23 protein-coding genes and 1 tRNA gene are annotated in these 21,829 nt (G+C 70.6%); 13 read left to right on the forward strand and 11 right to left on the reverse strand.

The window, feature by feature from the left end:
• The first annotated feature begins 49 nt into the window (after nucleotides 1–49).
• Both ACLJOK_RS21835 and ACLJOK_RS21840 read left to right on the forward strand, forming a co-directional pair.
• Entirely contained in the window at nucleotides 50–1,318 is a 1,269-nt protein-coding gene (locus ACLJOK_RS21835; RefSeq protein WP_410820543.1) for a DUF1800 family protein, read from the forward strand.
• Nucleotides 1,319–1,337: 19 nt separating this feature from the next.
• Nucleotides 1,338–2,597 (forward strand): DUF1501 domain-containing protein, encoded by a 1,260-nt coding sequence (locus ACLJOK_RS21840; protein ID WP_410820544.1) that lies wholly within the window; start codon nucleotides 1,338–1,340, stop codon nucleotides 2,595–2,597.
• A 9-nt stretch (nucleotides 2,598–2,606) separates the two neighbouring features.
• On the opposite strand, the gene ACLJOK_RS21845 is transcribed toward ACLJOK_RS21840, so the two are convergent.
• The gene (locus tag ACLJOK_RS21845) at nucleotides 2,607–4,022 is read right to left on the reverse strand and encodes a sugar transferase (RefSeq protein WP_410820545.1); all 1,416 of its coding nucleotides are present in this window, start codon (nucleotides 4,020–4,022) and stop codon (nucleotides 2,607–2,609) included.
• A 200-nt stretch (nucleotides 4,023–4,222) separates the two neighbouring features.
• Nucleotides 4,223–5,299 carry an LCP family protein gene (locus tag ACLJOK_RS21850; protein ID WP_410820546.1) on the reverse strand — a complete coding sequence of 359 codons (1,077 nt, stop codon included), beginning with the start codon at nucleotides 5,297–5,299 and terminating at the stop codon, nucleotides 4,223–4,225.
• A gap of 119 nt (nucleotides 5,300–5,418) precedes the next feature.
• Between ACLJOK_RS21850 and ACLJOK_RS21855 the strand changes: the two genes are divergently transcribed.
• From ACLJOK_RS21855 to ACLJOK_RS21865, 3 genes are all read left to right on the forward strand, one after another.
• Nucleotides 5,419–6,252: an O-methyltransferase gene (locus ACLJOK_RS21855; protein WP_410820547.1), complete on the forward strand. Its 834-nt coding sequence runs from the start codon at nucleotides 5,419–5,421 to the stop codon at nucleotides 6,250–6,252.
• A 4-nt stretch (nucleotides 6,253–6,256) separates the two neighbouring features.
• On the forward strand, nucleotides 6,257–7,075 hold the full coding sequence (locus tag ACLJOK_RS21860; protein ID WP_410820548.1) for an MOSC domain-containing protein: 819 nt from the start codon (nucleotides 6,257–6,259) through the stop codon (nucleotides 7,073–7,075).
• A gap of 111 nt (nucleotides 7,076–7,186) precedes the next feature.
• The gene (locus ACLJOK_RS21865; RefSeq protein ID WP_410820549.1) at nucleotides 7,187–8,176 is read left to right on the forward strand and encodes an expansin EXLX1 family cellulose-binding protein; all 990 of its coding nucleotides are present in this window, start codon (nucleotides 7,187–7,189) and stop codon (nucleotides 8,174–8,176) included.
• Between the two features lie 4 nt (nucleotides 8,177–8,180).
• On the opposite strand, the gene ACLJOK_RS21870 is transcribed toward ACLJOK_RS21865, so the two are convergent.
• The 4 genes from ACLJOK_RS21870 to bcp form a co-directional block, all read right to left on the reverse strand.
• Complete coding sequence (locus ACLJOK_RS21870) at nucleotides 8,181–8,708, reverse strand: GNAT family N-acetyltransferase (RefSeq protein ID WP_410820550.1); 528 nt, start codon at nucleotides 8,706–8,708, stop codon at nucleotides 8,181–8,183.
• A gap of 109 nt (nucleotides 8,709–8,817) precedes the next feature.
• Nucleotides 8,818–8,891, reverse strand: a tRNA-Leu gene (locus ACLJOK_RS21875).
• On the reverse strand, nucleotides 8,882–9,478 hold the full coding sequence (locus ACLJOK_RS21880) for an HNH endonuclease (protein ID WP_410820551.1): 597 nt from the start codon (nucleotides 9,476–9,478) through the stop codon (nucleotides 8,882–8,884). The genes ACLJOK_RS21875 and ACLJOK_RS21880 overlap by 10 nt, the downstream gene beginning before the upstream one ends.
• A 30-nt stretch (nucleotides 9,479–9,508) precedes the next feature.
• Nucleotides 9,509–9,985 carry a thioredoxin-dependent thiol peroxidase gene (gene bcp, locus ACLJOK_RS21885; protein ID WP_410820552.1) on the reverse strand — a complete coding sequence of 159 codons (477 nt, stop codon included), beginning with the start codon at nucleotides 9,983–9,985 and terminating at the stop codon, nucleotides 9,509–9,511.
• 172 nt (nucleotides 9,986–10,157) lie between these two features.
• On the opposite strand from bcp, the gene ACLJOK_RS21890 reads away from it, so the two are divergent.
• Genes ACLJOK_RS21890 through ACLJOK_RS21905 form a run of 4 tightly spaced genes read left to right on the forward strand, consistent with a single transcriptional unit; the run spans nucleotide 10,158 to nucleotide 12,836 of the window.
• On the forward strand, nucleotides 10,158–10,874 hold the full coding sequence (locus ACLJOK_RS21890) for an energy-coupling factor ABC transporter permease (RefSeq protein WP_410820553.1): 717 nt from the start codon (nucleotides 10,158–10,160) through the stop codon (nucleotides 10,872–10,874).
• A complete protein-coding gene (locus tag ACLJOK_RS21895) occupies nucleotides 10,871–11,296 on the forward strand; it encodes a PDGLE domain-containing protein (RefSeq protein WP_410820554.1) in 426 nt (141 codons plus the stop codon). Before ACLJOK_RS21890 ends, ACLJOK_RS21895 begins: the two co-directional genes overlap by 4 nt.
• A gap of 14 nt (nucleotides 11,297–11,310) precedes the next feature.
• Complete coding sequence (gene cbiQ / locus ACLJOK_RS21900) at nucleotides 11,311–12,081, forward strand: cobalt ECF transporter T component CbiQ (protein WP_124855226.1); 771 nt, start codon at nucleotides 11,311–11,313, stop codon at nucleotides 12,079–12,081.
• Nucleotides 12,078–12,836 (forward strand): energy-coupling factor ABC transporter ATP-binding protein, encoded by a 759-nt coding sequence (locus ACLJOK_RS21905; RefSeq protein ID WP_410820555.1) that lies wholly within the window; start codon nucleotides 12,078–12,080, stop codon nucleotides 12,834–12,836. Before cbiQ ends, ACLJOK_RS21905 begins: the two co-directional genes overlap by 4 nt.
• A 128-nt stretch (nucleotides 12,837–12,964) precedes the next feature.
• Here ACLJOK_RS21905 and ACLJOK_RS21910 read toward each other — a convergent pair whose 3' ends face one another.
• From ACLJOK_RS21910 to ACLJOK_RS21925, 4 genes are read right to left on the reverse strand one after another with little or no spacing between them, the layout of a single operon-like run.
• Nucleotides 12,965–14,053 carry a hypothetical protein gene (locus ACLJOK_RS21910; RefSeq protein ID WP_410820556.1) on the reverse strand — a complete coding sequence of 363 codons (1,089 nt, stop codon included), beginning with the start codon at nucleotides 14,051–14,053 and terminating at the stop codon, nucleotides 12,965–12,967.
• Nucleotides 14,050–14,766: a DsbA family protein gene (locus ACLJOK_RS21915; protein ID WP_410820557.1), complete on the reverse strand. Its 717-nt coding sequence runs from the start codon at nucleotides 14,764–14,766 to the stop codon at nucleotides 14,050–14,052. Before ACLJOK_RS21915 ends, ACLJOK_RS21910 begins: the two co-directional genes overlap by 4 nt.
• A complete protein-coding gene (locus ACLJOK_RS21920; protein ID WP_410820558.1) occupies nucleotides 14,759–15,283 on the reverse strand; it encodes a MauE/DoxX family redox-associated membrane protein in 525 nt (174 codons plus the stop codon). Before ACLJOK_RS21920 ends, ACLJOK_RS21915 begins: the two co-directional genes overlap by 8 nt.
• 32 nt (nucleotides 15,284–15,315) lie before the next feature.
• On the reverse strand, nucleotides 15,316–15,906 hold the full coding sequence (locus ACLJOK_RS21925; RefSeq protein ID WP_410820559.1) for a sigma-70 family RNA polymerase sigma factor: 591 nt from the start codon (nucleotides 15,904–15,906) through the stop codon (nucleotides 15,316–15,318).
• A 172-nt stretch (nucleotides 15,907–16,078) separates the two neighbouring features.
• On the opposite strand from ACLJOK_RS21925, the gene ACLJOK_RS21930 reads away from it, so the two are divergent.
• The 3 genes from ACLJOK_RS21930 to ACLJOK_RS21940 all read left to right on the forward strand — a co-directional run bounded on the left by ACLJOK_RS21930 (nucleotide 16,079) and on the right by ACLJOK_RS21940 (nucleotide 19,667).
• Nucleotides 16,079–17,746: a copper resistance CopC/CopD family protein gene (locus ACLJOK_RS21930; RefSeq protein ID WP_410820560.1), complete on the forward strand. Its 1,668-nt coding sequence runs from the start codon at nucleotides 16,079–16,081 to the stop codon at nucleotides 17,744–17,746.
• Between the two features lie 17 nt (nucleotides 17,747–17,763).
• Nucleotides 17,764–18,498 carry a YcnI family protein gene (locus ACLJOK_RS21935; protein ID WP_410820561.1) on the forward strand — a complete coding sequence of 245 codons (735 nt, stop codon included), beginning with the start codon at nucleotides 17,764–17,766 and terminating at the stop codon, nucleotides 18,496–18,498.
• A gap of 149 nt (nucleotides 18,499–18,647) precedes the next feature.
• The gene (locus ACLJOK_RS21940; RefSeq protein ID WP_410821559.1) at nucleotides 18,648–19,667 is read left to right on the forward strand and encodes a hypothetical protein; all 1,020 of its coding nucleotides are present in this window, start codon (nucleotides 18,648–18,650) and stop codon (nucleotides 19,665–19,667) included.
• Between the two features lie 120 nt (nucleotides 19,668–19,787).
• On the opposite strand, the gene ACLJOK_RS21945 is transcribed toward ACLJOK_RS21940, so the two are convergent.
• Nucleotides 19,788–21,071, reverse strand: a complete 1,284-nt coding sequence (locus ACLJOK_RS21945) for a glycosyltransferase 87 family protein (protein ID WP_410820562.1) — start codon at nucleotides 21,069–21,071, stop codon at nucleotides 19,788–19,790.
• Between the two features lie 72 nt (nucleotides 21,072–21,143).
• On the opposite strand from ACLJOK_RS21945, the gene orn reads away from it, so the two are divergent.
• A complete protein-coding gene (gene orn / locus ACLJOK_RS21950; RefSeq protein ID WP_357352045.1) occupies nucleotides 21,144–21,734 on the forward strand; it encodes an oligoribonuclease in 591 nt (196 codons plus the stop codon).
• Nucleotides 21,735–21,829: the final 95 nt, after the last annotated feature.

A 21,829-nucleotide genomic window follows, 5' to 3' on the forward strand; every position in this document is an offset into this window, starting at 1 on the left:
CGGGTCCGGCCGTCTGCGGGGAACACCGGTGCTCCCTTACTGTGGACGTATGACCGACGACATCGTCCTCCTGCTTCGGCGGGCCGGCTTCGGTCCTACCGCGGCGGAGGTAGGTGCGGCGCGTCGACTCGGTTACGCATCGACATTGTCCGGTGTGGTCGCGCCAACCGGACCGGACGTCGGCGCCACCAGCGCACCGACGCCCAAGCTGGGCGCTGATCCGTTCACGCTGATGCCACGGGCCACCGACGCCCAGCGAGCCGAGGGCGATCGGCGTCGCACGGAGCAGACCATCTCCCTGGCACGGTGGTGGCTTGACCGGATGACCGTGGCCGATCACCAGGCGGTCGAGAAGCTGCTCTTCTTCTGGCACGGCCACTGGGCGACCTCGGTGGCGAAGGTGCGCAGCCCTCAGCTCATGCTCGGGCAGCTGCGCACGTTCCGGGAAGCGCGCGACTTCGCCGACCTGGCGCACCGGATGGTGCACGACCGGGCGCTGGTCTACTGGCTCGACGGGCAGCACAACAAGAAGGCAGCGCCGAACGAGAACCTCGCCCGGGAGCTGTTCGAGCTGTTCATGCTCGGTGTCGGGCACTACACCGAACGGGACGTCAAGGAGGCCGGTCGCGCGTTGGCGGGTTGGCGGGTCATCCTCGACCGTGAGTCGCTGATCTCCGATCCCCAGCACCGCGACACCGGCCGCAAGACGATCCTCGGCAAAACCGCGAACTTCGAGGCCAACAGTCTCGTAGACCTCCTGCTCCAGCAGCCGACCTGCAGACGGTTCATTGCGTCCCGCCTGTGGTTCCGTTACGGCTCCAGCACGCAGCCGATCCCGGAACGCACGCGGGAGGCGATGGCGGCGGCGTTCCCGGCGCCACTGGAGATGCTCAGGGTGCTCTTCAGCGATGAGGCATTCCAGGGGACCCGTGGCACGATGGTCCAGCAGCCGGTCGAGTGGCTCGTTGGCGCCATGCGTCACCTGGGGATCCGTCCTGTGTCCATGCCCGATCAGGTGTTCACACGGGTCTACTGGGCAATGGAGGCGCTTGGCCAGCGTCCGTTCGCTCCACCCAGTGTCGGTGGCTGGCCGGCGGGGGCCGCCTGGCTCACCTCGGCCGCTGCTCAGGTACGGCTGACGATCGCCGGCATGCTCGTCGACCTGGTTCGGCCGGGCCCGATCACCCCGGAGGCCGTCGCGCACCTGCTCTGCATTGACCGATGGAGCAACCGGACGTACAGCGTGCTGCGGGACGCCCGCGACGACCGACTGAAGCTGATACTCGGGCTGGTCAGCCCCGAGTATCTGGTGAGCTGACCAGAGTGGGTGTGTGGACATGGACGCGTTGACCCGGCGGCGGTTTCTCATCTCGTCTGGGGTTGTCGGCGGCGGCGCACTGGCGGCCGGCGCGGGCGTGTTGGGCTTCCACGAGTTGCTCAGGACCGCCGAGAAGGCAAAGGCCGGTGACGTCGAGGATGGTTTGCCCACGCTCGTCCTGGTCACCCTGTACGGCGGTAACGACGGACTCAACACCGTAATTCCGTACACGGAATCGGCCTACCACAGCGCGCGGCCAGAGCTGGCGTACGCGCCAGAGCGGGTGCTGCGACTCGACGAGAAGCTGGGCCTCAACCCGATGTTGCGGGGGATGAAGCGGCTGTGGGACGCAAAGCAGGCGGCCATCGTGCTTGGTGTCGGCTACCCGAAGCCGGACCGGAGCCACTTCAAGTCGATGGACATCTGGCAGACCGCGTCACCGGGCACCCCCGCCCCTACCGGTTGGGTGGGGCGGTGGCTCGACGGGACGAAGGCCGCCACCGAAGCAGCCGTGAGTTTCGAGCCGGCCCTGCCGCCGATGTTGGTGGGCAAGTCTCGTATCGGTGCCTGTGTGAGTTACCGGGGGCTCACCTTGCCGCCGGGTGTCTCGACCGATGTGGTTTCGGCGCTCGGGCGAGCTGAGCCCGGTGAGTCGGAGATGCAGGCGCGAGCCGCCACCTCGTACGCGGACCTCATTACGATGAACCGCGTGGTGCGGCCCGCGAGCACCGGCCCCGAGGTGCAGGGGCACGCAGTTGGGGACATGGTTCCGGCAACCGGCACTGGTGGCGACAACGCCCTCTCCGCCCAGTTGGCGCTCGTCGCACGGTGCGTGGAGTCCCAGGTTCCCACCCGGGTCTACTCGGTGAGTCTCGGAGGTTTCGACACTCACGCCGGGGAGCGGGTGTGGCAGGAGGCGCTGCTGCGGCAGCTGGACGATGCGCTGAGCGCCTTCGTGGACCGGATGGGTCGCACCGAGACCGGCCGCCGGGTCACCGTCGTGGTTTACAGCGAGTTCGGCCGGCGAGTCCGGGCGAACGCCTCCGACGGCACCGACCATGGCACGGCCGGCCCGGTGTTCGTGCTCGGCCACTCCGTGGCCGGTGGGTTCTACGGCGAGCAGCCGAGCCTGACCAACCTGGACGACGGCGACCTCAAGGCGACGACGGACTTTCGGGACGTCTTCGGCACCGCTGTCGCTCACGTGTTGGCTGGGGACCCGGATCGCTACCTTGGTGGCTACCGGGCCCGCCTGCTGCCACTGCTCGCCTCACGCTGACGTCGGTCGTCAGCGGCCGCCGCCCCGAAAGACCTCGGCGACCGTGCGGAGCACGACCTTCACGTCCAGCCACAGCGACCAGTTCTCGATGTAGTAGTTGTCGAACCGCGCCCGGTCGGAAATGGGCGTGTCACCGCGCAGACCACTGACCTGAGCGAGTCCGGTCAACCCCACCGGGACGCGGTGCCGCATCGCGTAGTTCGGGTATTCGGCCGAGAACTTCTCCACGAAGTACGGCCGCTCCGGTCGCGGCCCGACCACACTCATGTCGCCGCGCAGAATGTTCCACAGCTGGGGGAGCTCGTCCAGGGACGTGCGGCGCATGAACCGACCGATCGGGCCGACCCGCCGGTCGTTCGCGATCGACCAGTTCGTCTGCGACTCGGTCTCGTCGACGGGGCGCATCGACCGGAACTTGACGACGTTGAACGGCTTACCGAAGCGGCCGATCCGCTCCTGGTAGAAAAAGATCCCTCGGCCACCGTCGATGAATGTCGCGAGCGCGCACAACAGCAGCACCGGACTCAGCAGGAACAGGGCCAGCCCGGCGAACACCACGTCGGAAGCCCGCTTGATCGCCCAACGCGGACCGGAGAGCGAGATGTCGCTGACCTTCACGATCGGGATCGCTCCGATGTGGTCGGGGTATCCCCCCTGCGAACGGGAACCCCACAGGCGCGGCACCTCCCACAGGTCGCAGCGCGAGCTGCCGGGCAGCAGGAGAGTGTCCATCAGTTCCGACTCCGGGCAGTCCGGGTCGGCGATGACCAGCACCTCGCACTTCAGCACCCGGACCAGCTTCTCCAGCTCGTCGAGCCTGCCGAGGAGCGGAAGCACAGACGGATCCTGCTGTGCCGTCACGTCGACGCAGCCCACGAAACGCAGGCCGTACTGCGGGTAACGACGCAGCAACCGGGCCAGCTCCAAGGCAACCGGGCCACTGCCGATGATGATGGCGTTGTGCTCCACCCAACGACGCTTGCGCACCAGGATGGTGAGTGCCCGGCTGAGCGCCCGGCCAACGATCACCAGGCCGGCCGAGACGGCGACGCCACGCATGAAACCGCCGACGTACTCAACCGAGGAGTGACGTTCCGCAGCGATGATGGCTACCACCGCGGCGGACGCCAGCAGGCGCCCGACGATGCTCGGCAGCTCGTCGAGGATGCTCACGTGCCGGCGGGCCTGGTAGAGCCCGCCGGCCGCGAAGATCGCCATGGTGAGCCCGGCGTTGACCAGGGTGCCACGCCAGTAGTCCTGCGAGATCACCAGCGGGAAGAGCAGCGCGACCATGTCGATCGGCACCGTCATCATCCAGGCGCGCAGCAAACGCGTCCGGGACGAAGTCCGGGACCCCGCGTACGGCAGGACCGCAGTGGTCTCCAGACCGGGCCTGGGCGCCGGTGCGGTCTTGGGAACCTTCACCGGCTCGACTGTGCGCTCCACCGAATTCGGCTCGCCGGACCATTGCGCCGGTGCGCCTGATCGGCTTGTTGTTGAATGACCTGACATGGTCAACCTTTCCCCCGTTAGCCCTTCGAACCAGGTACCTCGAGCCGAAGGGCGAAGGAAGGATACGACCAGGTCAGGCCCGCCGGTATAGACGAAAGGTGAATTTCCGCTAGCTACTTCACTGCGGACGCGATCTCCCCCACCGAGTCACGACGGACCGCGTCGAAGACACGCTCGGCCTTCGGCTTGTCAACGAGGACGACGCTTTCGGAGCCCATCCGACCGGTGCCCGTCGTGGGGCAGGTGAAAAAGCCGAGCTGACCGCTCTGCATGTGCCGCAGCTGCATTGCCAGGTCCACCAGGGACATCGACTGGTCGACCGCGACAGCGTCAGCGGTGGCCCGGATGAACGAGTTCAACTTGGTGGGGCTGGCCAGCGTGCCACCGGAAACGGCCTTGTCCAGGATTGCCTTGATGACCTGCTGCTGGTGCTTGATCCGGGTGAAGTCGCCTTCGGCGAACGCGTACCGCTCGCGGGCGTAGTCCAGTGCGGCGGCCCCGTCCATGGTCTGCCGACCCGCGACGAACTCCCGCCGGCCATCCGGGTTCAACGAGTGCTTCGACGTGAAGCCCTTGTCCACGGTGATGTCGATGCCACCGAGCGCGTCCACGATTTCCTTGAAGCCCGCGAAGTCCACCATCGCCACGTGGTCGATGCGGACGCCGGTGAACTTCTCCAGGGTCTGCACCATGAGCGGAACGCCACCCCACGCGAACGCGGCGTTGATTTTCGCGTCCCGGCCACCGCGCCCCTGCGGCGACTCCGGCACGCTGACCCAGCTGTCTCGGGGAATCGAGATGAGCTGTGCGCTCTGCCGGTCCTTCGGGAGGTGGGCCAGGATGATGGTGTCGGTCCGGGAGCCGGAGCTGTTCTCCGGGTCACGCGAGTCGCTGCCGAGGATCATGATGTTCATGGCACCCTGAGCGACGACCTGGGGCCGCGACTCCTCCGGCACGCCGTCGAACGCGTCGACACGTTCGATCCCGGAATTGATCGACCGGAAGTAGAGCCCGCCTGCGATCAAACCGCCACCGCCGAGCAACGCCACCACCAGAAAGGTGATGAGTGCGACCTTCTGCCAACGAGGGCGGCGACGCCGCGATCGGGGCTGCTCCTCAGTCGGCTCGGGCGGCGACTGCGCTTCAATGAACTGGGTCTGGGGTTCCACGTACTCCTGGCGATACTGCATGCCGCGATGCTACTGATTGCGGGTTACGCTCACGTACCCCTGTCTGGTCCATCCGGCTGCACATCCTGACCAAAAGACTTTTCCCCGCAACGATTGCCCGAACCTGGTATGAAGCAGCGGTGGACGCCACGCAGCTGCGCCGAGCCATCGCCCGTACCCCACTCGCACCCGTCGCCGCATTCCCCAAGCGGCTCGCCCGGGTCGCCCGCCACGACGCCAAGGTGCTGCGCGCCTCGGCCCGGTGGTTGGTCACCTCCCGTGAACATCACAACTACACGTACGAGCTGACCAAGCTCAGTCGCCACCACCTGACCTGGTTCGTCAGCGTCGTCTGCGACATTCCGGTCCAGCAGGTCCGTGGCTACGTCGCCGAAATCGAGTCCGACGACGTGCTGCGGCACCACATCGAGCAGGCCACCGCCACCGCAGCCCGCCGTGGTCTCGCCGACAAGAACGTCCGCTATGCCCGACGCGTCGGCTGGTACGCGATCGTCCGTGCCACCCGCCCCGCGCACGTCGTGGAAACCGGCGTGGACAAGGGGTTGGGCACCTGCGTCCTCGCGTCCGCCCTGCTCCGCAACGCGCAGGAGGGACACCCGGGTCGGGTCACCTCGCTGGACATCAACCCCGAGGCCGGCTACCTCGCCCGGGTCGCGCCGTGGTCGGAGGTCGTCGACCTGGTGATCGGCGACTCGATCGCCTCGATCGGCGCGCTGGACCGCCCGGTCGACCTGTTCCTGCACGACAGCGACCACAGCCGCGCCCACGAGAAGCGCGAGTTCGACGCCGTGGAGCCCCAGCTCGCCCCCGGCGCGATCCTGCTCACCGACAACGTCACCAGCACCAACGTGCTCGCCGAACACGCCGAACGCACCGGCCGGCGGTTCCTCGCCTACCGGGAGAGCCCGGCCAACCACTGGTACCCGGGCGACGGGATCGGCGTGGCATGGTAGCCGGGTGCGGCTGACCTCGATTCACACGTACCCCGTCAAGGGTTGTCACCGACTCGACCACGACGGCGCGTTCGTGCACCCCTGGGGCCTGGCCGGCGACCGGCGCTGGATGGTCGTGGACGCCGACGGGGTCGGCGTCACCCAGCGCGAGACGACCCGGCTCGTCGGCCTGCGCGCCTCCGTGCGCCCCGGGGGTCTGTCGCTGCGCGCCGACGGGCAGCCCGACCTCGACGTGCCCGAGCCGGCCGGCGGCGAACCGGTCGCGGTGCGCACCTTCCGCAGCCGCACGTTCCCGGTCCCCGCGCTGCCGGGCGGCCAGGCTGCCGACGACTGGCTCGGCGCCCTGCTCGGCCGACCGGTCCGACTGGTCTGGCTGGCCCAGCCGACCCGCCACGTGGCCGCCGGGACCCGCGAACACGACACCGGTGACCAGGTCAGTTTCGCCGACGCCTACCCGGTGCTGCTGGCCAACGCCGCCTCCCTCGACGCCCTCAACGACTGGCTGGCCGAAGCGGGGGAGGAAGCGGTGCCGATGACCCGGTTCCGACCCAACCTGGTCGTCGGCGGTTCGCCGGCCTGGGCCGAGGACGACTGGGTCGGTCGGCGGTTGCGCATCGGCGACCGGGTGTTCCAGGCCGCCGGGCCGAGCGAACGCTGCGTGGTGACCACCACCGACCAGGAGACCGGGGTACGCACCAAGGAGCCGCTGCGCACCCTCGGGCGGCACCGCAACGTCAAGCAGAAACTCCTCTTCGGACTGAACCTCTTGCCGCTCGACAGTGGACCCCTGGCGGTAGACGCCCCGATCGTCATCGCGCCCTGACCGGACCGCCTACCGGCAATCGGCACCCCACGGTCACAGTCCGTCGATGCTGTCTTAGCTTTGGCTTAGCCCGCTTGTCGGTACCCCACGGGGTCCGGCAGCATCGCCGTCGTGACGGACGGAAGCGCTGTCGACATCAACATCGACCTGGACCATCCTCCAGAGGACCGGCCCGCGCCGTCGTCCGGCGCGAAGCCCTGGCTGGTCGCCACCGGCGTCACCATCCTCGCCGCGACGCTCGGGCTCACCCTCACCCTGCGCTCCGGCTCCACCCCGGCCTGCGCCGCCGGCCGGACGCTGGCCGCCGCGCCACCCACCGGCACCGCCACGCACACCGGCAAGGCCACCTTCTACGACTCCAAGGGCGCCGGCGGCAACTGCTCGAACCCGGCTGCCCCGGCCAACCGCCTCTACGTCGCGCTCGGCCCGACGGAATACTCCGCCGGTGCCGCCTGCGGCGGATTCCTCGACGTCGTCGGCCCCAAGGGCACCGTCCGGGTGCTCATCATGGACCAGTGCCCGGAGTGCGAGCCCGGCCACCTCGACCTGTCCCGCGAGGCGTTCGCCCGGATCGCCGACCCGGTCAAGGGCCTCGTTCCGGTCACCTACCGCGCGGTGGTCAACCCGCCGCTGCCCGGACCCCTCACCTTCCGGATCAAGGAGGGAGCGTCGCAGTGGTGGTTCGCCGTCCGCGTCGGCAACCACGGCAACCCGCTGCGGTCCGTCGAGGTCCGGCAGCGCGACGGCGATCCCTGGCAGTCGGCCGCCCGGCAGGACTACAACTACTGGCTGATCGCCTCCGGCGCCGGGCCGGGCCCGTTCAACCTCCGCGTCACCGACGTGTACGGCAAGCGGGCCACCGTCGGCGGCATCCGGATGGCACCGGGCCAGGTGCAGAACAGCACGGTCCGGATGTACGCACCCGGCGGTGGGGCGGCCCCACGTCGTCCGTCCGCGTCGACCCGACCACCGAGCAACCGACCCGCCGTCACGCCGACACCGACCCGTCGCTCGGTCGAGGTGGCGAGGACGAGCGCTCCGGCCACCGACGCGCCGACCACCAGCTCGGCCCGGGCAAACGCCCGGTGGTGCGCGGGCTGACCGCTCAGTCGGCGTCCGTCAGATCGAGCCACATCAGAATCTCGTCCCGGTCGTCATCGGGAGCAACCCGCAACGCGCCCGGCAGCCGGCCGATCTCCCGGTACCCGAGGCGGCCGTAGAACGTGTCCAACCCCAGCCCGCCGCGCACCGTGACATGCAGCGCCTCGTGACCCAACGCCCTGCCCAGCCGGGCGGCCTCCACCATCAGCGCCGAGCCGTAGCCGGTGCCCTGGGTGTCCGGGTGGACCATCACCCGCTTCAGCACACACCAGTGCGCCGTGAGCGGAAAACGGTTGTCACTGAAGATCAGCATTGCCGCCAGCCGGTCCCCGGAGTAGCCGACCAGCAGCCGGTCCGGTCCGTCGGCGATGCCGGCGAAGGTCGGATCGGCGGTGACGTGCACGTCGGTGGCGGTGACCGGTGGCACGAAACCGACAGCCCCACCGGCGTTGCTGACGTCCACCCAGAGGTCGACGATCTCGGCACGCAGCTGCGGGGTCAGGTCAGGGTCGAGGACGAAGCGCAGACTCACGCTCGCCATCCTGAACCAACGACCAGGCCCACGACCCGCGACAGTGACGCGCCCGACAACCGATCCTGGCTCCGACCGAGCCAGGATCCGTCGTCACTCAATGGCGATGTGGGGCCGACGGGATTCGAACCCGCACTGGTGCGGACCTAAACCGCATGCCTCCTGCCGTTGGGCTACGGCCCCTTGAAGCTGTACTCCACCAGCGTCCACGGCCACTCCAGCCGACGCGGCATTCGCCTGCCTATGGGGAAGCCGGTCGGAGTAACCGCATCAGGATCGTAGACCACCTCGGGCTCCACGAGTGCAGGCCGTCGCTGACCAGCGTACGTAGAGGTCTGGCTGTGGCAATTAGGGCAGAGCAGACGAAGGTTGCGCGGCCGGTTGTCGAGAAAGTCGCCATTGATGTGGTCCACGTGCAGCGTCAGTCTGGCACCTTGCCACGTTGACCCGGTGCCACACACCTCGCAGGTTTCAGGCAGGCCGATTGTCGCCAAGGCGCGTTTGAGGCGGATCCCCGGGATTCGGCGAGAACCGGCCGGCAGCACTACCAGCAACTCCGTGGGGGACATTCGCCGCCAACGCACGCCTCGATTGTGTGCCTGGCCAGTGAAGTGCGACGTGTCGATGCCGAACCTCTTGAGCTGTCGGCTGATGTGCGCGTGCGAGCCACCGCTGACACGTACGCCCAGCAACCGCATCACCTCGGTGATGTTGCGGGCGACGGCGGCAGCGGCGGCCAACGCTTCGGGCGTGTACTTGTATCGAACCACTGACGGACCGTAGCGAACCGGTACGACAGGTCAGTCCAGCCCGAGGTCGCGGCGGAGCTTGGCGACGTGCCCGGTCGCCTTGACGTTGTAGAGCGCCCGCTCGACCTTGCCGTCGGCGTCGATCACGAACGTCGAGCGGATCACGCCGGTGACGGTCTTGCCGTAGAGCTGCTTCTCGCCGTACGCGCCGTAGGCAATCAGCACCGCCTTGTCCGGGTCCGACACCAGCGGGAAGGTGATGGCGTCACGCTCGCGGAACTTCGCCAGCTTCTCCGGCTTGTCCGGGGAGATGCCGATGACCTCGTAGCCCGCGGCCTGGAGTGAGGCGAGTGAGTCGCGGAAGTCGCAGGCCTGCTTGGTGCAGCCGGGGGTCATCGCGGCCGGGTAGGCGTACAGGACGACCTTGCGACCTCGCAGGTCGGCGAGGGAGAGCTGGTCGCCGGTGTCGGTGGCGAGGGTGAACTCGGGTGCGGGGTCACCGGGGGAGAGGCGGTCGGGCGAGGTCATGGCCCCGACCCTACCGCCGTGCCGCCGACCGGCCGAGCACCGATGGGCTGGCGGGGCCTGGCCTGGAGTGATCAAGCCCATGCGTTGTTGCCAGAGTCTGGCAACAACGATGCTTGGGAAATAGGCTGACCCACGCTGGCCCGGTCGGGCCCGCTGACGCGTGGGAGGTCGCGTGGAGACACTGGCGATGCACATCTCGAACGGGATCATCGACGGTCCCGTGGCAGCGATCTTCGCTGCGCTCGCTCTTGCCGCGCTCACCGCCTGCGTGCTGCGCGGCCGGCGCGACCTGGACGACCGGCTGGCCCCGATGGCAGGCCTGGTGGCGGCGTTCATCTTCGCCGTCCAGATGCTCAACTTTCCGATCTTCACGGCCGGGGTCAGTGGCCACCTGCTCGGTGGCGCGCTCGCCGCCATGCTGGTTGGCCCCTGGGTCGGCGCGCTCTGCGTGGCCGTGGTGCTGGTCGTACAGGCACTGATCTTCGGCGACGGCGGCGTGGCGATGCTCGGCCTCAACATCACGAACATGGCGTTGCTCGGCACCGCCGCGGCGTACGCGCTGATCGCGCTGCTGCTGCGGGTGCTGCCCCGCACGCGTGCCGGTCTGGCCGTGACCGCGTTCGTCGCCGCGACGCTCAGCGTGGTGGTGGCGTCGCAGGGCTTCGTCCTGGAGTACTGGCTGGGTGGCACCACCGACCTGGGCAACAACCTGGGTGGCCTGGCCGGCACGATGGCCGGCGTCCACCTGCTGATCGGCATCGGCGAGGGCCTGATCACCGCGACCACGGTGCTCACCGTCGCGAAGGTACGCCCCGACCTGGTGTATGCGCTGCGTTCCCTGCGCACGCCCGCCACCCCCGCCGTCCCGGTCGCCGGAGGTGTCCGATGAAGAACCGATCCTGGGTCTTCCTGGCCGGTGGTCTGCTGGTCGCGCTGCTGCTCGCCGGTGTGGTGAGCAACTACGCCTCCTCCCACCCGGACGGGCTGGACTCGTCCCTGCTCAAGGGCTGCACCGTCGACGCCGACGACACCATCGTCGGGGGGAGCTGCCCGGCCCAGCAGGCCCGTGACCACGAGTTGGCCGACAGCCCGCTCGCCGACTACGGCGTACGGGGCGTGCGGAACAGCTTCGTCTCCACCGGCCTCTCCGGGGTGCTCGGGGTGCTGGTCACCTTCGCGATCGGGGCCGGCGGGTTCTGGCTGCTGCGCCGTCGCGGCGGCACGCCGACCGGCGCTGACGCGTCGACGCCCACCGAGGGCGACCCCGCGACGTCCGGCGACGTCCGGCGCCGCGCCGACGCGGCCAGCTGAGCAGGGGTACGCGGATGGGGGCCGGTCACGGGCACGTGCTGTACCGCGAGTCGGACTCGCCGGTGCACCGGCTCCCGCCCGAGGTCAAGATCGTGGCGATGGTGGTCTTCACCCTCGCCGTGGTGGCCACCCCACGCGAGGCGTTCTGGGCCTTCGGCGCGTACGCCGTGCTGGTGGCGGTGGTGGCGGCGCTGGCCCGGGTGGGGCCGCGGTGGTTGCTCAGCCGAGCGTTGATCGAGCTGCCGTTCGTGTTGTTCGCCGTCGCCCTGCCGTTCCTCGGCAGCGGCGACCGGGTCGAGGTGCTGGGTCTGCGGTTGTCCGAGGACGGGCTGCACGGCGCGTGGAACATCCTGGCCAAGGGCACCCTGGGGGTGCTCGCCTCGCTGCTGCTCGCCGCGACCACCACCACCCGGGACCTGATCGTGGGGCTGGACCGGCTGCACTGCCCGCAGGTGCTCACCCAGATCGCCACGTTCATGCTGCGCTACCTCGACGTGCTGGTCGGCGAGGCGCGGCGGATGCGGGTGGCCCGGATCTCCCGAGGCGACGACCCGCGTTTCCTGTGGCAGTTGCGCGGCTTCGCCGCCGGGATCGGGGCGTTGTTCCTGCGCGCCTTCGAGCGCGGCGAGCGGGTCTATCTGGCGATGCTGTCGCGGGGCTACACCGGGCGGATGCCCGCAGTGTGGCAGGGCGAGGGTGCGGCGAGCGCCGGTCAGTGGCTGGTCGCGGCGACCGTGCCGGTGTTGGCGGCCTCCATCGCCGCCACCGCCGTCGTGCTGTCATGATCGGTGTCGTGCAGACCGCTGTCTCGCTGGACGTTCGGGGTGTTCATTACGCGTACCCGGACGGGCACGTAGCCCTTCAGGGGGTCGACCTGAACGTGCCGCGGGGCGACCGGGTGGCGCTGCTCGGGCCTAACGGCGCCGGCAAGACCACGCTGGTGCTGCACCTCAACGGCATTCTCACCCCGACCGAGGGCAGCGTGAGCGTCGGCGGGCTGACGGTCACCCCGGATCGGGCCACCCTGGCCGAGGTACGCCGCCGGGTGGGCATCGTCTTCCAGGACCCGGACGACCAGTTGTTCCTGCCCACCGTGGCGGAGGACGTGGCGTTCGGGCCGGCGAACCTGGGTCTGCGCGGGGCCGAGCTGGCCGCCCGGGTGGACGAGGCGCTCGCCGCGGTGGGAATGAGTGAGCACCGCGGCCGGGCCCCGCAGCACCTGTCGTTCGGGCAGCGCCGCCGGGTGGCGGTGGCCACCGTGCTTGCCATGCACCCGGAGATCCTGGTGCTCGACGAGCCGTCGTCGAACCTGGACCCGGCGGCTCGTCGGGAACTCGCCGAGATCCTGCGCGGCCTGCCGGTGACCCTGCTGATGGTCACGCACGACCTGCCGTACGCGGCGGAGCTGTGCGAGCGCTCGGTGATCCTGGACAACGGCCGGATCGTCGCGGACGCCCCCACCAACACCCTGCTCAACGATGCCCCCCTGCTGGCCAGACACCGCCTGGAACTCCCCCACGGGTTCACCCCACAGCCGTAGAGCCACTCCCGGCGACCGCCGATCTTGCATTTTCTGTCTCCGCTTTTAGGGCGAAAGCCGCATATGGCCAACACAAAGTGCAAGATCGGCACGGGCGGGCGCGGGGCGCGGGCGGGTTGGGGCGGGGGTTAGGGGGTTGGGGTTGGGACGGCTGTTGCGGTGGTGCGGGAGGTGGCGTGTAGGCGCAGGATGCCGGCGGCTGTCGCGCCGGCTCCGGTGATCAGGAAGAGCGCCACCATCACCCGGGCGGCCGCGGGTGACCAGGGCACCGGGGCGATGGCGCGGGCGAAGACGGCGGCGTTCGACGCTCCGGCGAAGAGCGCCAGGCAGGCCCCGGCCAGCGCGACCACGAAGTCGGCGGCCGGGCGGCGGCTCAGCGCGTGCCAGCCGGCGGCGATCGCGCCGACGCCGGTGAGCAGGGGCCAGATCTGCCCGGAGAGCAGCCCGACCAGCACCCCGCCCGCGCCCTTGGCACCAGCGTCCAACTCCCGTCCCACCGGGTACCCGACGGCCAGCGCGCCGCCGACGATCAGCAGCACTCCGAGCGCGGACAGCGCGCGGGCGCCGGCCGGGGCGGTGGCGGCGAACAGGCCGAGCGCGCCCACAGCGAGCAGCCCCACGATGCTCACCGCCCACCAGGTGTACGCGTCCGGCGGCGGCACCCAGTCCAGCGTGCCGCCGATCGTCACCGGGTCGGTGCCGTCGCGCAGTGGGATGGTCCAGTCCCGGACCCGGTGCTCGCGGTCCGGCGCGGCGCGTACCGCGGCCGGTGGCGCCGACTCCTGCCACAGCGCGCGTTGGTCGTGCCAGCGCGCGGTGGTGCCGTCGTCGATCCGTCGCCAGGACGGTGCGGCGGCCGGGTCGGCCTCGGCCGGGAGTGCGGTGTCCCCGGCGATGGTTTGGTTCAGGTACGTGGCGGGGGAGTGGCTGTTCTCGAAGACCCCGTCCGGGCCGACGCGCAGGTACGGCTCACCGGAGTAGCCGATGACCTCGATGGCGCGGCCGGTGCGGTTGGTCAGCTCCAGTCGGGCGCCCGCCTCGATGACGCGTACCTCGAGCCCTGGCCGCGCCGGTGCGACCCCGGTGGTCCGGGTGCGGTAGTCGGTGCCGTCCGGTGCGTCCGCGCCGTGCGCGGCGGCGGGCGCCGCGCTGGTCACTGTCACCAGGCCGGCTGCGGCGGCGACCAGGCCGGCGCGGCCCAGCAGGGTACGGATCACTTGCCGGCCGCCGCCACGGCTGCGGTGAGAGCGTCCGGGGTGGGGTTCTCGACGGCTTGACCGTTGACCTTGACGGTCGGTGTGCCGGTGACGTTGCTCCGACTGGCGTCGTCGGTGACGTGTTCGGTCCAACTCTTGTACGTCTCGTCCTTCACGCAGCCGCCGAAGGAGCCCCGGTCGAGGCCCACGCTGGTGCCGATGTCGACGAGCTGGTCGTCGGTGAGCCCGGCGCTGCCCTCCGGCGGCTGCTGGGCGAAGAGCGCTTTGGCGTACTCGTGGTACTTGCCGCCCGCCGCCGCGCAGCCGGAGGCGGCCGAGGAACGGGTGGAGTACTCGGTGGTGGAGAAACGGTTGAGGTACGCGACCGGGTGGTAGACCACCTTCGCCTTGTTCTCGGCCACCAACTGTTCGAGCGTCGACCCGCTGGTCTGCTCGAACTGCTTGCAGGCCGGGCAGAGGAAGTCCTCGTAGACGTCGACGGTGACCGGGCCGCCGCCGGTGACGATGCCGGTGCCGGCCGCGTTGGCGCCGGGTGGGGTGGTGAAGCTGTCGGAGCGCTGGTTGGACCAGACGGCCCAGCCGACGACGCCGGCGATGACCAGGACGACGACAGCGGCGGCGGAGACCCAGATCGTGCGGCGGCGGCGCCGCTCGCGGGCCAACTGCTCGCGGACCACCCGGGCGGCGTCCCGCTGCCCCTTGCGACTACTCATCCTCGTCCTCCACAACGGGTTCGCCGGACAACCACCCGTCCACCGATACCGGCGTACGCGGCCAGATCAGCAGAAATCCGGCCAGCACCAAGAATCCCAGGTCCCGGAGGATCTCCGGGAGGTAACTGGGTGCCTGCCCCGCCGCCAGCTGCCCGCCGCTGCCGAAGCAGCCGCAGTCGATGGCCAGCCCACGCGCCCAGGCCGAGGCGATCCCCACGATGAAGACCACCAGCAGCGCGGCGGACACCCCGGCGACGAGCCGGGTGGCCAGCCCGAGCAGCAGCAGCACGCCCAACGCCAGCTCGACGAAGGGCAGGGCCGCGCCGATCACGGTCGCCACGTCGTACGGCATCACCTGGTACGCGTTGACAGCCCGCCCGGAGGCGGCGAGATCGCTGACCTTCGACGCGCCGGCGACCAGCCAGACGGCGGCGAGGCCGAGTCGGGCGGCGATGCCGAGCCACGGGCGAACCACTGGCCAACGGCCACCCAGGGTGGAAGGTGCTGTCACGCTCATTTGTCGTCCCGTCCGCACCGGAAGTTCCGCGTTCAGCCGGCCAGGGCGTCGCCGACCGCCTCGACCAGGTCGTCCCGGGCCCGGGCGACCCGGGAACGGATGGTGCCCACCGGCACCCCTTCGACGGCGGCGGCCTCGGCGTACGACAGGCCGAGCAGTTGGGTGAGCACGAACGCGGAGCGCCGCTCGGGGCCGAGGCGGCGGACCAGGTCGGCGGCGCCGAACTGGCCGGCCGGGTCCGGGTGCGGCCGGTCGGTGTACGCGTTCGCCGCCAGACGCTCGTCGAGCCGTCGACGCCTGATGACGGTGCGCAGGTGGTCGGCGCAGGCCCGGCGGGCGATGCCGAGCAGCCAGGTGCGGACGCTGGAGCGACCCTCGAAGGCGGGGAGTGCCCGAAACGCCCGCAGGTAGGTCTCCTGGGTCAGGTCGTCGGCGCTGTCCGGGTCGACCAGGGCTGCGGCGAACCGCCAGACCTCGGCCTGGGTCAGCCGGACGAACGCCGCCTGGGCGGTGGGGTCACCGTCGCGGGCGGTCAGTGCCCACTCGGTTGCCGGGTCCCGGGCGACCTCGTCGACCGGGTCTGCCGGACCGGCGGCACCGGGGTCACGCGGGACAGGGATCACGACACATCAGGTTACGCGGCAGTCGGCGGCGCGTCTGGGTCGTTCGGCCCTTGGATGGTCTGCGCCACGTCGGGAACTTTTCCCCGACCCGGGCCGACTACCAGTTCATGACGTGCGACCACCGACGCCCCCACCCCCCTCGGGTCGCCGAAGGGGACACCCATCGGCGACCATGGCCGGCATGACTGTCGCCCCCCGCCGCTGGGCCGCCAGGCTGGCCGCAGCCGCCGGCCTCCTGGTCACCGTCGTCGCCTTGTTGATCGCGCCAGCTACCTCCGCCAGCGCTCACGCGGTGTTGGAGAGCAGCAGCCCGGCTGCCGCCTCCATCGTGCCGAGCGGGCCGTCCGAGGTGGTCCTCACCTTCAGCGAGTCGGTCCGCAAGGTGCCCGGCAAGATCCGGATCATCGCGCCGGACGGTTCCCGGGCCGACCGGGGCGAACCGTCGTTCAGCGGCGGCGTGGTGACCATCCCGGTGGACCCGGCCGGCGCCCGCGGCACCTACCTGGTCAGCTTCCGGGTGATTTCCGCCGACAGCCATCCGGTCTCCGGGGCGTTCACCTACTCGGTCGGCGCACCCTCGACCCCACCCGTCGACTCCGGCACGGACAGCCGCGCCAACCCGGTGGTGGAGACGGCGGTGAAGGTGGCCCGCTTCCTCGGCTACGCCGGCCTGGTGCTGCTGGTGGGGCCGGCGCTGGTGCTCGCCGCGCTCTGGCCCCGACGGCTCTCCCGGCGGGGGCCGACCCGGCTGGCCTGGACCGGCCTCGGTCTGGTGGCCGTCGCCACCCTCGCCGACCTGTGGTTGCAGGTGCCCTATACGGCCGGCGGTGGTCTCTTCGACGTCACCGGCGAGGGGTTCGGCAGTGTGTTCGGCAGCGCCTTCGGCGCCGCCCACCTGGTCCGGCTCGGCCTGTTGGCGGCGTCCGTCTTCCTGCTCCGCCCGCTGCTGGCCCGACCCGCCGGCCGCGCGGACGCGATCATCCTGGCGGTGCTCGGCGGTGCCGCCCTGCTGACCTGGCCGCTGGCCGGGCACCCGGCGGCGTCCCCGGCGCCGGCGGTCTCCGTGGTGGTCGACGCGGTCCACCTGGGCAGCATGGCGGTCTGGCTGGGCGGTCTGCTCATGCTCGCCGTCTTCCTGCTGCGCCAGGCCGACGAGCGGGAGCTGGGCGCGATCCTGCCGATCTGGTCGCGCTGGGCGGCGCTCGCCGTCTCGGCACTGCTGCTGGCCGGCACCGTCCAGGCGCTGATCGAGGTGGCCACCCTGCAGGCGCTCTTCGACACCACGTACGGGCGCTTGCTGCTCGCCAAGATCGGGTTGTTCGCGCTGGTCATCGCCGTGGCCGCGTACTCCCGGACGTTGGTGCGTAGCCGCGTCGCGGCGCAACGCCCGGTGCCGGTGCGCCGGGCGGTCCTGGTGGAGTTGGCAGTCACCGTGGTGGTGCTGGCCGTGTCCGCCACGCTCGTGCAGACCACGCCCGCGCGCACCGCCGGAGCCGCCCCCTCCGCCGGGGCCGAGGCCGGCCTCTTCAGCACCAGGCTCTCCAGCCCGCTCCTGTCCGTCGAGGTCGAGGTGAGCCCCGCCGAGCGGGGCAACAACTCGGTGCACCTGTACGCGTACGACAAGGCCAACCAGCCGCTGCTGGTAGCGGAGTGGAAGGCGACCGTCGCGCTGCCCTCGGCCGGGATCGAGCCGATCGAGGTGCCGTTGCTGCGGTTGACGGACAGTCACGCCTACGGCGACATCAGCCTGCCGACCGCCGGCGAGTGGCAACTGAAGATCACCGCCCGAACGACCGACATCGACCAGGCCACGGTGACCGCCACCGTGCCCATCCGTTAGAGAGGTTCGCGAAACCCATGACCCGATTCCGGCGTACCGCAACCGCCGCTGCCGCCCTGGCGTTCACCGCCGCCGCCACCGCTGTGCTCGGCTTCGCCGGACCGGCGTCCGCGCACGTCACTGTGAACCCGAAGGAGGCGACCCAGGGCGGTTACGCCCGGGTGGCGTTCCGGGTGCCCAACGAGAGCGACACCGCGTCGACCACCAAGCTTGAGGTGGTGCTGCCGGAGAACGCCCCGGTCGGCTCGGTGTCGACGATGCCGGTGCCCGGTTGGACGGTCACCACGGAGAAGCGCAAGGTGGACCCGCCGATCGAGGTGCACGGCAGTCAGCTCACCGAGGCGGTCTCCAAGATCACCTGGACGGCCTCCGGCGACGCGGGGGTGAAGCCGGGTCAGTTCCAGGAGTTCCCCGTCTCGATGGGGCCGCTGCCGCAGGTCGACTCGATGATCTTCAAGACCCTGCAGACCTACTCCGACGGCAACATCTCGCGGTGGATCGACGACCCGGCGCCGGGCGCCGAGGAGCCGGAGCACCCGGCTCCGGTGCTCACCCTGGCCGCCGCGGCGGCGCCGGCGGGCTCGGCCACGCCGACCGCAGCCGTGGCCGCGCCCGACGACGATGACGACGATGGCGGCAACGGGCTCGCCGTCGGCCTCGGTGTGGCCGGTCTCGTCGCCGGTCTGGCCGGCCTGGTGCTGGGCGGGCTGGCGTTCACGCGTACCCGCCGGCAGCCGGTCGCCAAGGCCTGACCCTGTTCCATCCGCTGGCCCGCCGGATTGTCCGGCGGGCCAGCGTGCTTTCCGGAGCCGATGCCGACCGTGCCGTGGATATCCCCTGATCAGACCGTGTACGTCGGTAAGGTCGGCCGGGTATTTGGCTACGGAGGGGGACGGTGCGGATGCGGTTCGTGCGGGTGATCGCCGGAGTGCTGCTGTTGGTCGTGGGAATTCCGGCGCTGTTCGCCGGTGGCGGGCTGTGGCTGGTGACCCGACACGCCGACCCGGGCGGGTCCTTCGCCGCCCGCTTCGAAACGGTCCGCACGCCCGGTCACGCGGTAGTGGTCACCGACCTCGACCGGTTGCTGCGGCAGGAGGCGCCCTTCGCGCGTACCGCGCAGACCCGGCTGCGCCTGGACGCCCGCACCACGGGCGGGCCGGCCTTCATCGGATTGGCGCCCACCGCCGAGGTGCGTGGCTGGCTGGAGGCGGCGCCGCACGCCACGGTCCGTCGGGTGGCGCTGGCCCGGGGTCCGCTCCCGGTCCGGCTCGACCCGGCCGGACCGGCGGCCGACACCCCGGGCGTCGCGACGGCGGACGGGCCGGTCACACCACTGGGACGGCCCTTCTGGGTACGCGAGGGAATCGGCTCACTGGAGTGGAGCGCGGACGACCTCGCCGGTGAACCCATGAGCCTGGTGGTGATGCGCCCCGACGGCGAGGCCGACCTGGCCCTGGACCTGCGCGCCGAGTTGCGGGTCGGGTGGACCGGCCCGGCCACCTGGGGTCTGCTGACCGTCGGCGTACTGCTGGTGGTGTGCGCGGCGCTGCTCCTGCTGCGGCCGCTACGGCCGCGTGAGGTGATCTTCGTGGTCGAGCCGGATCAGGTGCCGGTGCTCGCCGGCCGGCTCGGGGTCACCTCGCTGAGTGGCCTGGGCCCCCGGCAACCCGATCCGAGCCCGCCGTTGCCGGCACGACAACTCGCCCCGGTCGGCTCCGGAGCCCCGGAACCCGCCCGGCCGGCGATCGGCGCGGCACGCGCCGCCACTCTCGCCGACCTGGACGAACCGGTCCGGCTGCCCCGCCCACCGGAGGTGACGCTGAGTCTCGCCTGGCCGCCGGCCGACGCGGACGAGCCCACGGCCCGGCCGGTGGCGGCCGCACCGGGCGACGACCCGGCCCGTGGCGGCCCGGCCAGGTGACGGTTCGGCCAGTGTCGGTGGGTGAGACGGCGAGTGGCCCTCCGCGCTGCCGACGCGGAGGGCCACCCTCACCGGGGGATCGGTGCTACCCGAGCGACGCTTGAGGTAGATGAGGACAGGTTAGCGCCGAACGTGGCTACTCGGGAGGTCTGTCCAATTGGTGCGATTTTCTGCACCGAGCCCCGAGCGCACCGGCAACGCCGCCAACAGCAGCAGACTGAGCAGCACGTAGGTGTTCTGCACGACGAAGTCCACCGGGTCATGAGTGCGGACCGGTCCCGCGCCCCAGGCCTGGAACGTCACCACCCCGTAGATGGTCACGGCGGTGATGCCCAGCGCGAGCCCGGCCAGCCACCGACGCCGGCGTGCCTCGTCCGGGCGGTCGGCGCTCAACGCCGCGTCGGCGAGCAGCACCACCGCCGGCACGAACCAGTAGATGTGGTGGGTCCAGGTGATCGGGCTCGCCAGGGAGCCGACCAACCCGGTCAACGTCAGGCCCGTCAACGGGTCACCGGCCCGCGCCGCGCGGGCGGCCCGCCACAGCCCGTAGCCGGCGACAGCGGCGACCACCAGCAACCAGAGCAGCCGGTCCGGTTTCTCCGGCTCGGTGAACCGGCTGAGCAGGCCGAACAACGACTGGTTGCCGACGATGTCGGTGCGTCCCACCCGCTCGGTGGTCCACAACTCGTGCGTCCAGAACCGCCACGAATCACGTGGGGCGATCGCCGCCGCGAGCAGGGTCGCCGCTGCTGCCGTCGCGCTCGCCACCGCCGCGGCCCGCCACCGCCGGGTGGCCAGCAGGTACACGATGAAGATGCCGGGAAAGAGCTTGAGCGCCGTCGCCAGCCCCACGCCCACCCCGGCCCAGCGTCGCGCCTGCGGTACCGCGAACAGCAGGTCGGCCAGGATCAGCACTACCAGCAGCATGTTGATCTGGCCGAAGGTGATCGTCTCGCGGATGCTCTCGACAGCCAGCACCAGCAGGACGGCGGCGACCAGGGTGAACGTTCGGGGCAGGTTGTGTCGGGCGATCACCGGGGCCACCAGCCACCGGGTGGTCAGCACCACTGCCAGCACTGTGAGCGCCGTGAAGATCGCCACTGTGGCGCCGAGCCGCAGCAGACCGAACGGCCACAGCAGCAGCGCGCTGAATGGTGGGTAGGTGAAGTACAACTCGCCCTGCACCCGATCGGGCTGGACGTAGTCGTAGAGCGGGTGGCCGACGCGCCACCAGTCCATCGCGGACATGTAGATCTTGAGATCGAAGAAGTTGTGCACGAGGCCGGGCAGGTAGAGCGCTGGCAGCACAGCGCCGAGGGCCACCACCGCGACCAGACGACGGACCGTACGGCCGCCGGGATCGTCTTCGGTGACGGCGGGCGGTGCGACGGGTTCTGCTGGCACCCCGAAACCCTAGCGGTCCGGTCCGCCGAGAGCGCGCAGCCGCGGGGCGTGGGCTGCGCGTAGGCTGTCCCGGTGGCTGATCTCCTCGTCTGGATCGACTGTGAGATGACTGGGTTGGACCTCGGCAGGGACAAACTGATCGAGGTTGCGGCACTGGTCACCGATCCCGACCTCAACGTGCTGGGTGACGGCGTCGACGTGGTCATCCACGCCGACGAGGCGGCACTGGAGGGGATGCCGGAGGTCGTGCAGACCATGCACGCCAAGTCCGGCCTCACCGAGGAGGTCCGTCGTTCGGCGGTCACCCTCGCCGAGGCCGAGGACCTGGTCCTGGAGTACGTGCGCACCTTCGTCAAGGATCCGCGTACGGCGCCGCTCTGCGGCAACTCGATCGCCACCGACCGGGGCTTCATCGCCCGGGACATGCCCCGCCTCGACGCGCACCTGCACTACCGGATGATCGACGTGTCGTCGATCAAGGAACTCTGCCGCCGCTGGTACCCCCGGGTGTACTTCGGTCAGCCGCAGAAGGGTCTCGCGCACCGGGCGCTGGCCGACATCCGGGAGAGCATCCGGGAGTTGGAGTACTACCGGCGCACCGTCTTCGTTCCGCTGCCCGGCCCGGATGTCGAGACCGCCAAGGCCATCGCCGCCGAACTCTGACCGCAGCAGTTCGTCCCGGGGAGCAGGGAACCCGCTGGACGGGGCGCGCGGCGGTGTGGCTATTATTGGTCCGCACCCCGCCCGGAGCGATCGTC

The sequence above is a fragment of the Micromonospora sp. 050-3 genome, from assembly GCF_046549335.1.
Taxonomy (GTDB): Bacteria; Actinomycetota; Actinomycetes; order Mycobacteriales; family Micromonosporaceae; genus Micromonospora; species Micromonospora trifolii.

What these genes read in the sequence shown, in the direction of transcription:
- cbiQ (WP_124855226.1), top strand. Translation starts at nt 11,311, where the DNA reads ATGGGGGCCGGTCACGGGCACGTGCTGTACCGCGAGTCGGACTCGCCG.
- ACLJOK_RS21835 (WP_410820543.1), top strand. Translation starts at nt 50, where the DNA reads ATGACCGACGACATCGTCCTCCTGCTTCGGCGGGCCGGCTTCGGTCCT.
- ACLJOK_RS21930 (WP_410820560.1), top strand. Translation starts at nt 16,079, where the DNA reads ATGGCCGGCATGACTGTCGCCCCCCGCCGCTGGGCCGCCAGGCTGGCC.
- ACLJOK_RS21935 (WP_410820561.1), top strand. Translation starts at nt 17,764, where the DNA reads ATGACCCGATTCCGGCGTACCGCAACCGCCGCTGCCGCCCTGGCGTTC.
- ACLJOK_RS21905 (WP_410820555.1), top strand. Translation starts at nt 12,078, where the DNA reads ATGATCGGTGTCGTGCAGACCGCTGTCTCGCTGGACGTTCGGGGTGTT.
- bcp (WP_410820552.1), bottom strand. Translation starts at nt 9,985, where the DNA reads ATGACCTCGCCCGACCGCCTCTCCCCCGGTGACCCCGCACCCGAGTTC.
- ACLJOK_RS21840 (WP_410820544.1), top strand. Translation starts at nt 1,338, where the DNA reads ATGGACGCGTTGACCCGGCGGCGGTTTCTCATCTCGTCTGGGGTTGTC.
- ACLJOK_RS21940 (WP_410821559.1), top strand. Translation starts at nt 18,648, where the DNA reads ATGCGGTTCGTGCGGGTGATCGCCGGAGTGCTGCTGTTGGTCGTGGGA.
- ACLJOK_RS21920 (WP_410820558.1), bottom strand. Translation starts at nt 15,283, where the DNA reads ATGAGCGTGACAGCACCTTCCACCCTGGGTGGCCGTTGGCCAGTGGTT.
- ACLJOK_RS21850 (WP_410820546.1), bottom strand. Translation starts at nt 5,299, where the DNA reads ATGCAGTATCGCCAGGAGTACGTGGAACCCCAGACCCAGTTCATTGAA.
- ACLJOK_RS21895 (WP_410820554.1), top strand. Translation starts at nt 10,871, where the DNA reads ATGAAGAACCGATCCTGGGTCTTCCTGGCCGGTGGTCTGCTGGTCGCG.
- ACLJOK_RS21915 (WP_410820557.1), bottom strand. Translation starts at nt 14,766, where the DNA reads ATGAGTAGTCGCAAGGGGCAGCGGGACGCCGCCCGGGTGGTCCGCGAG.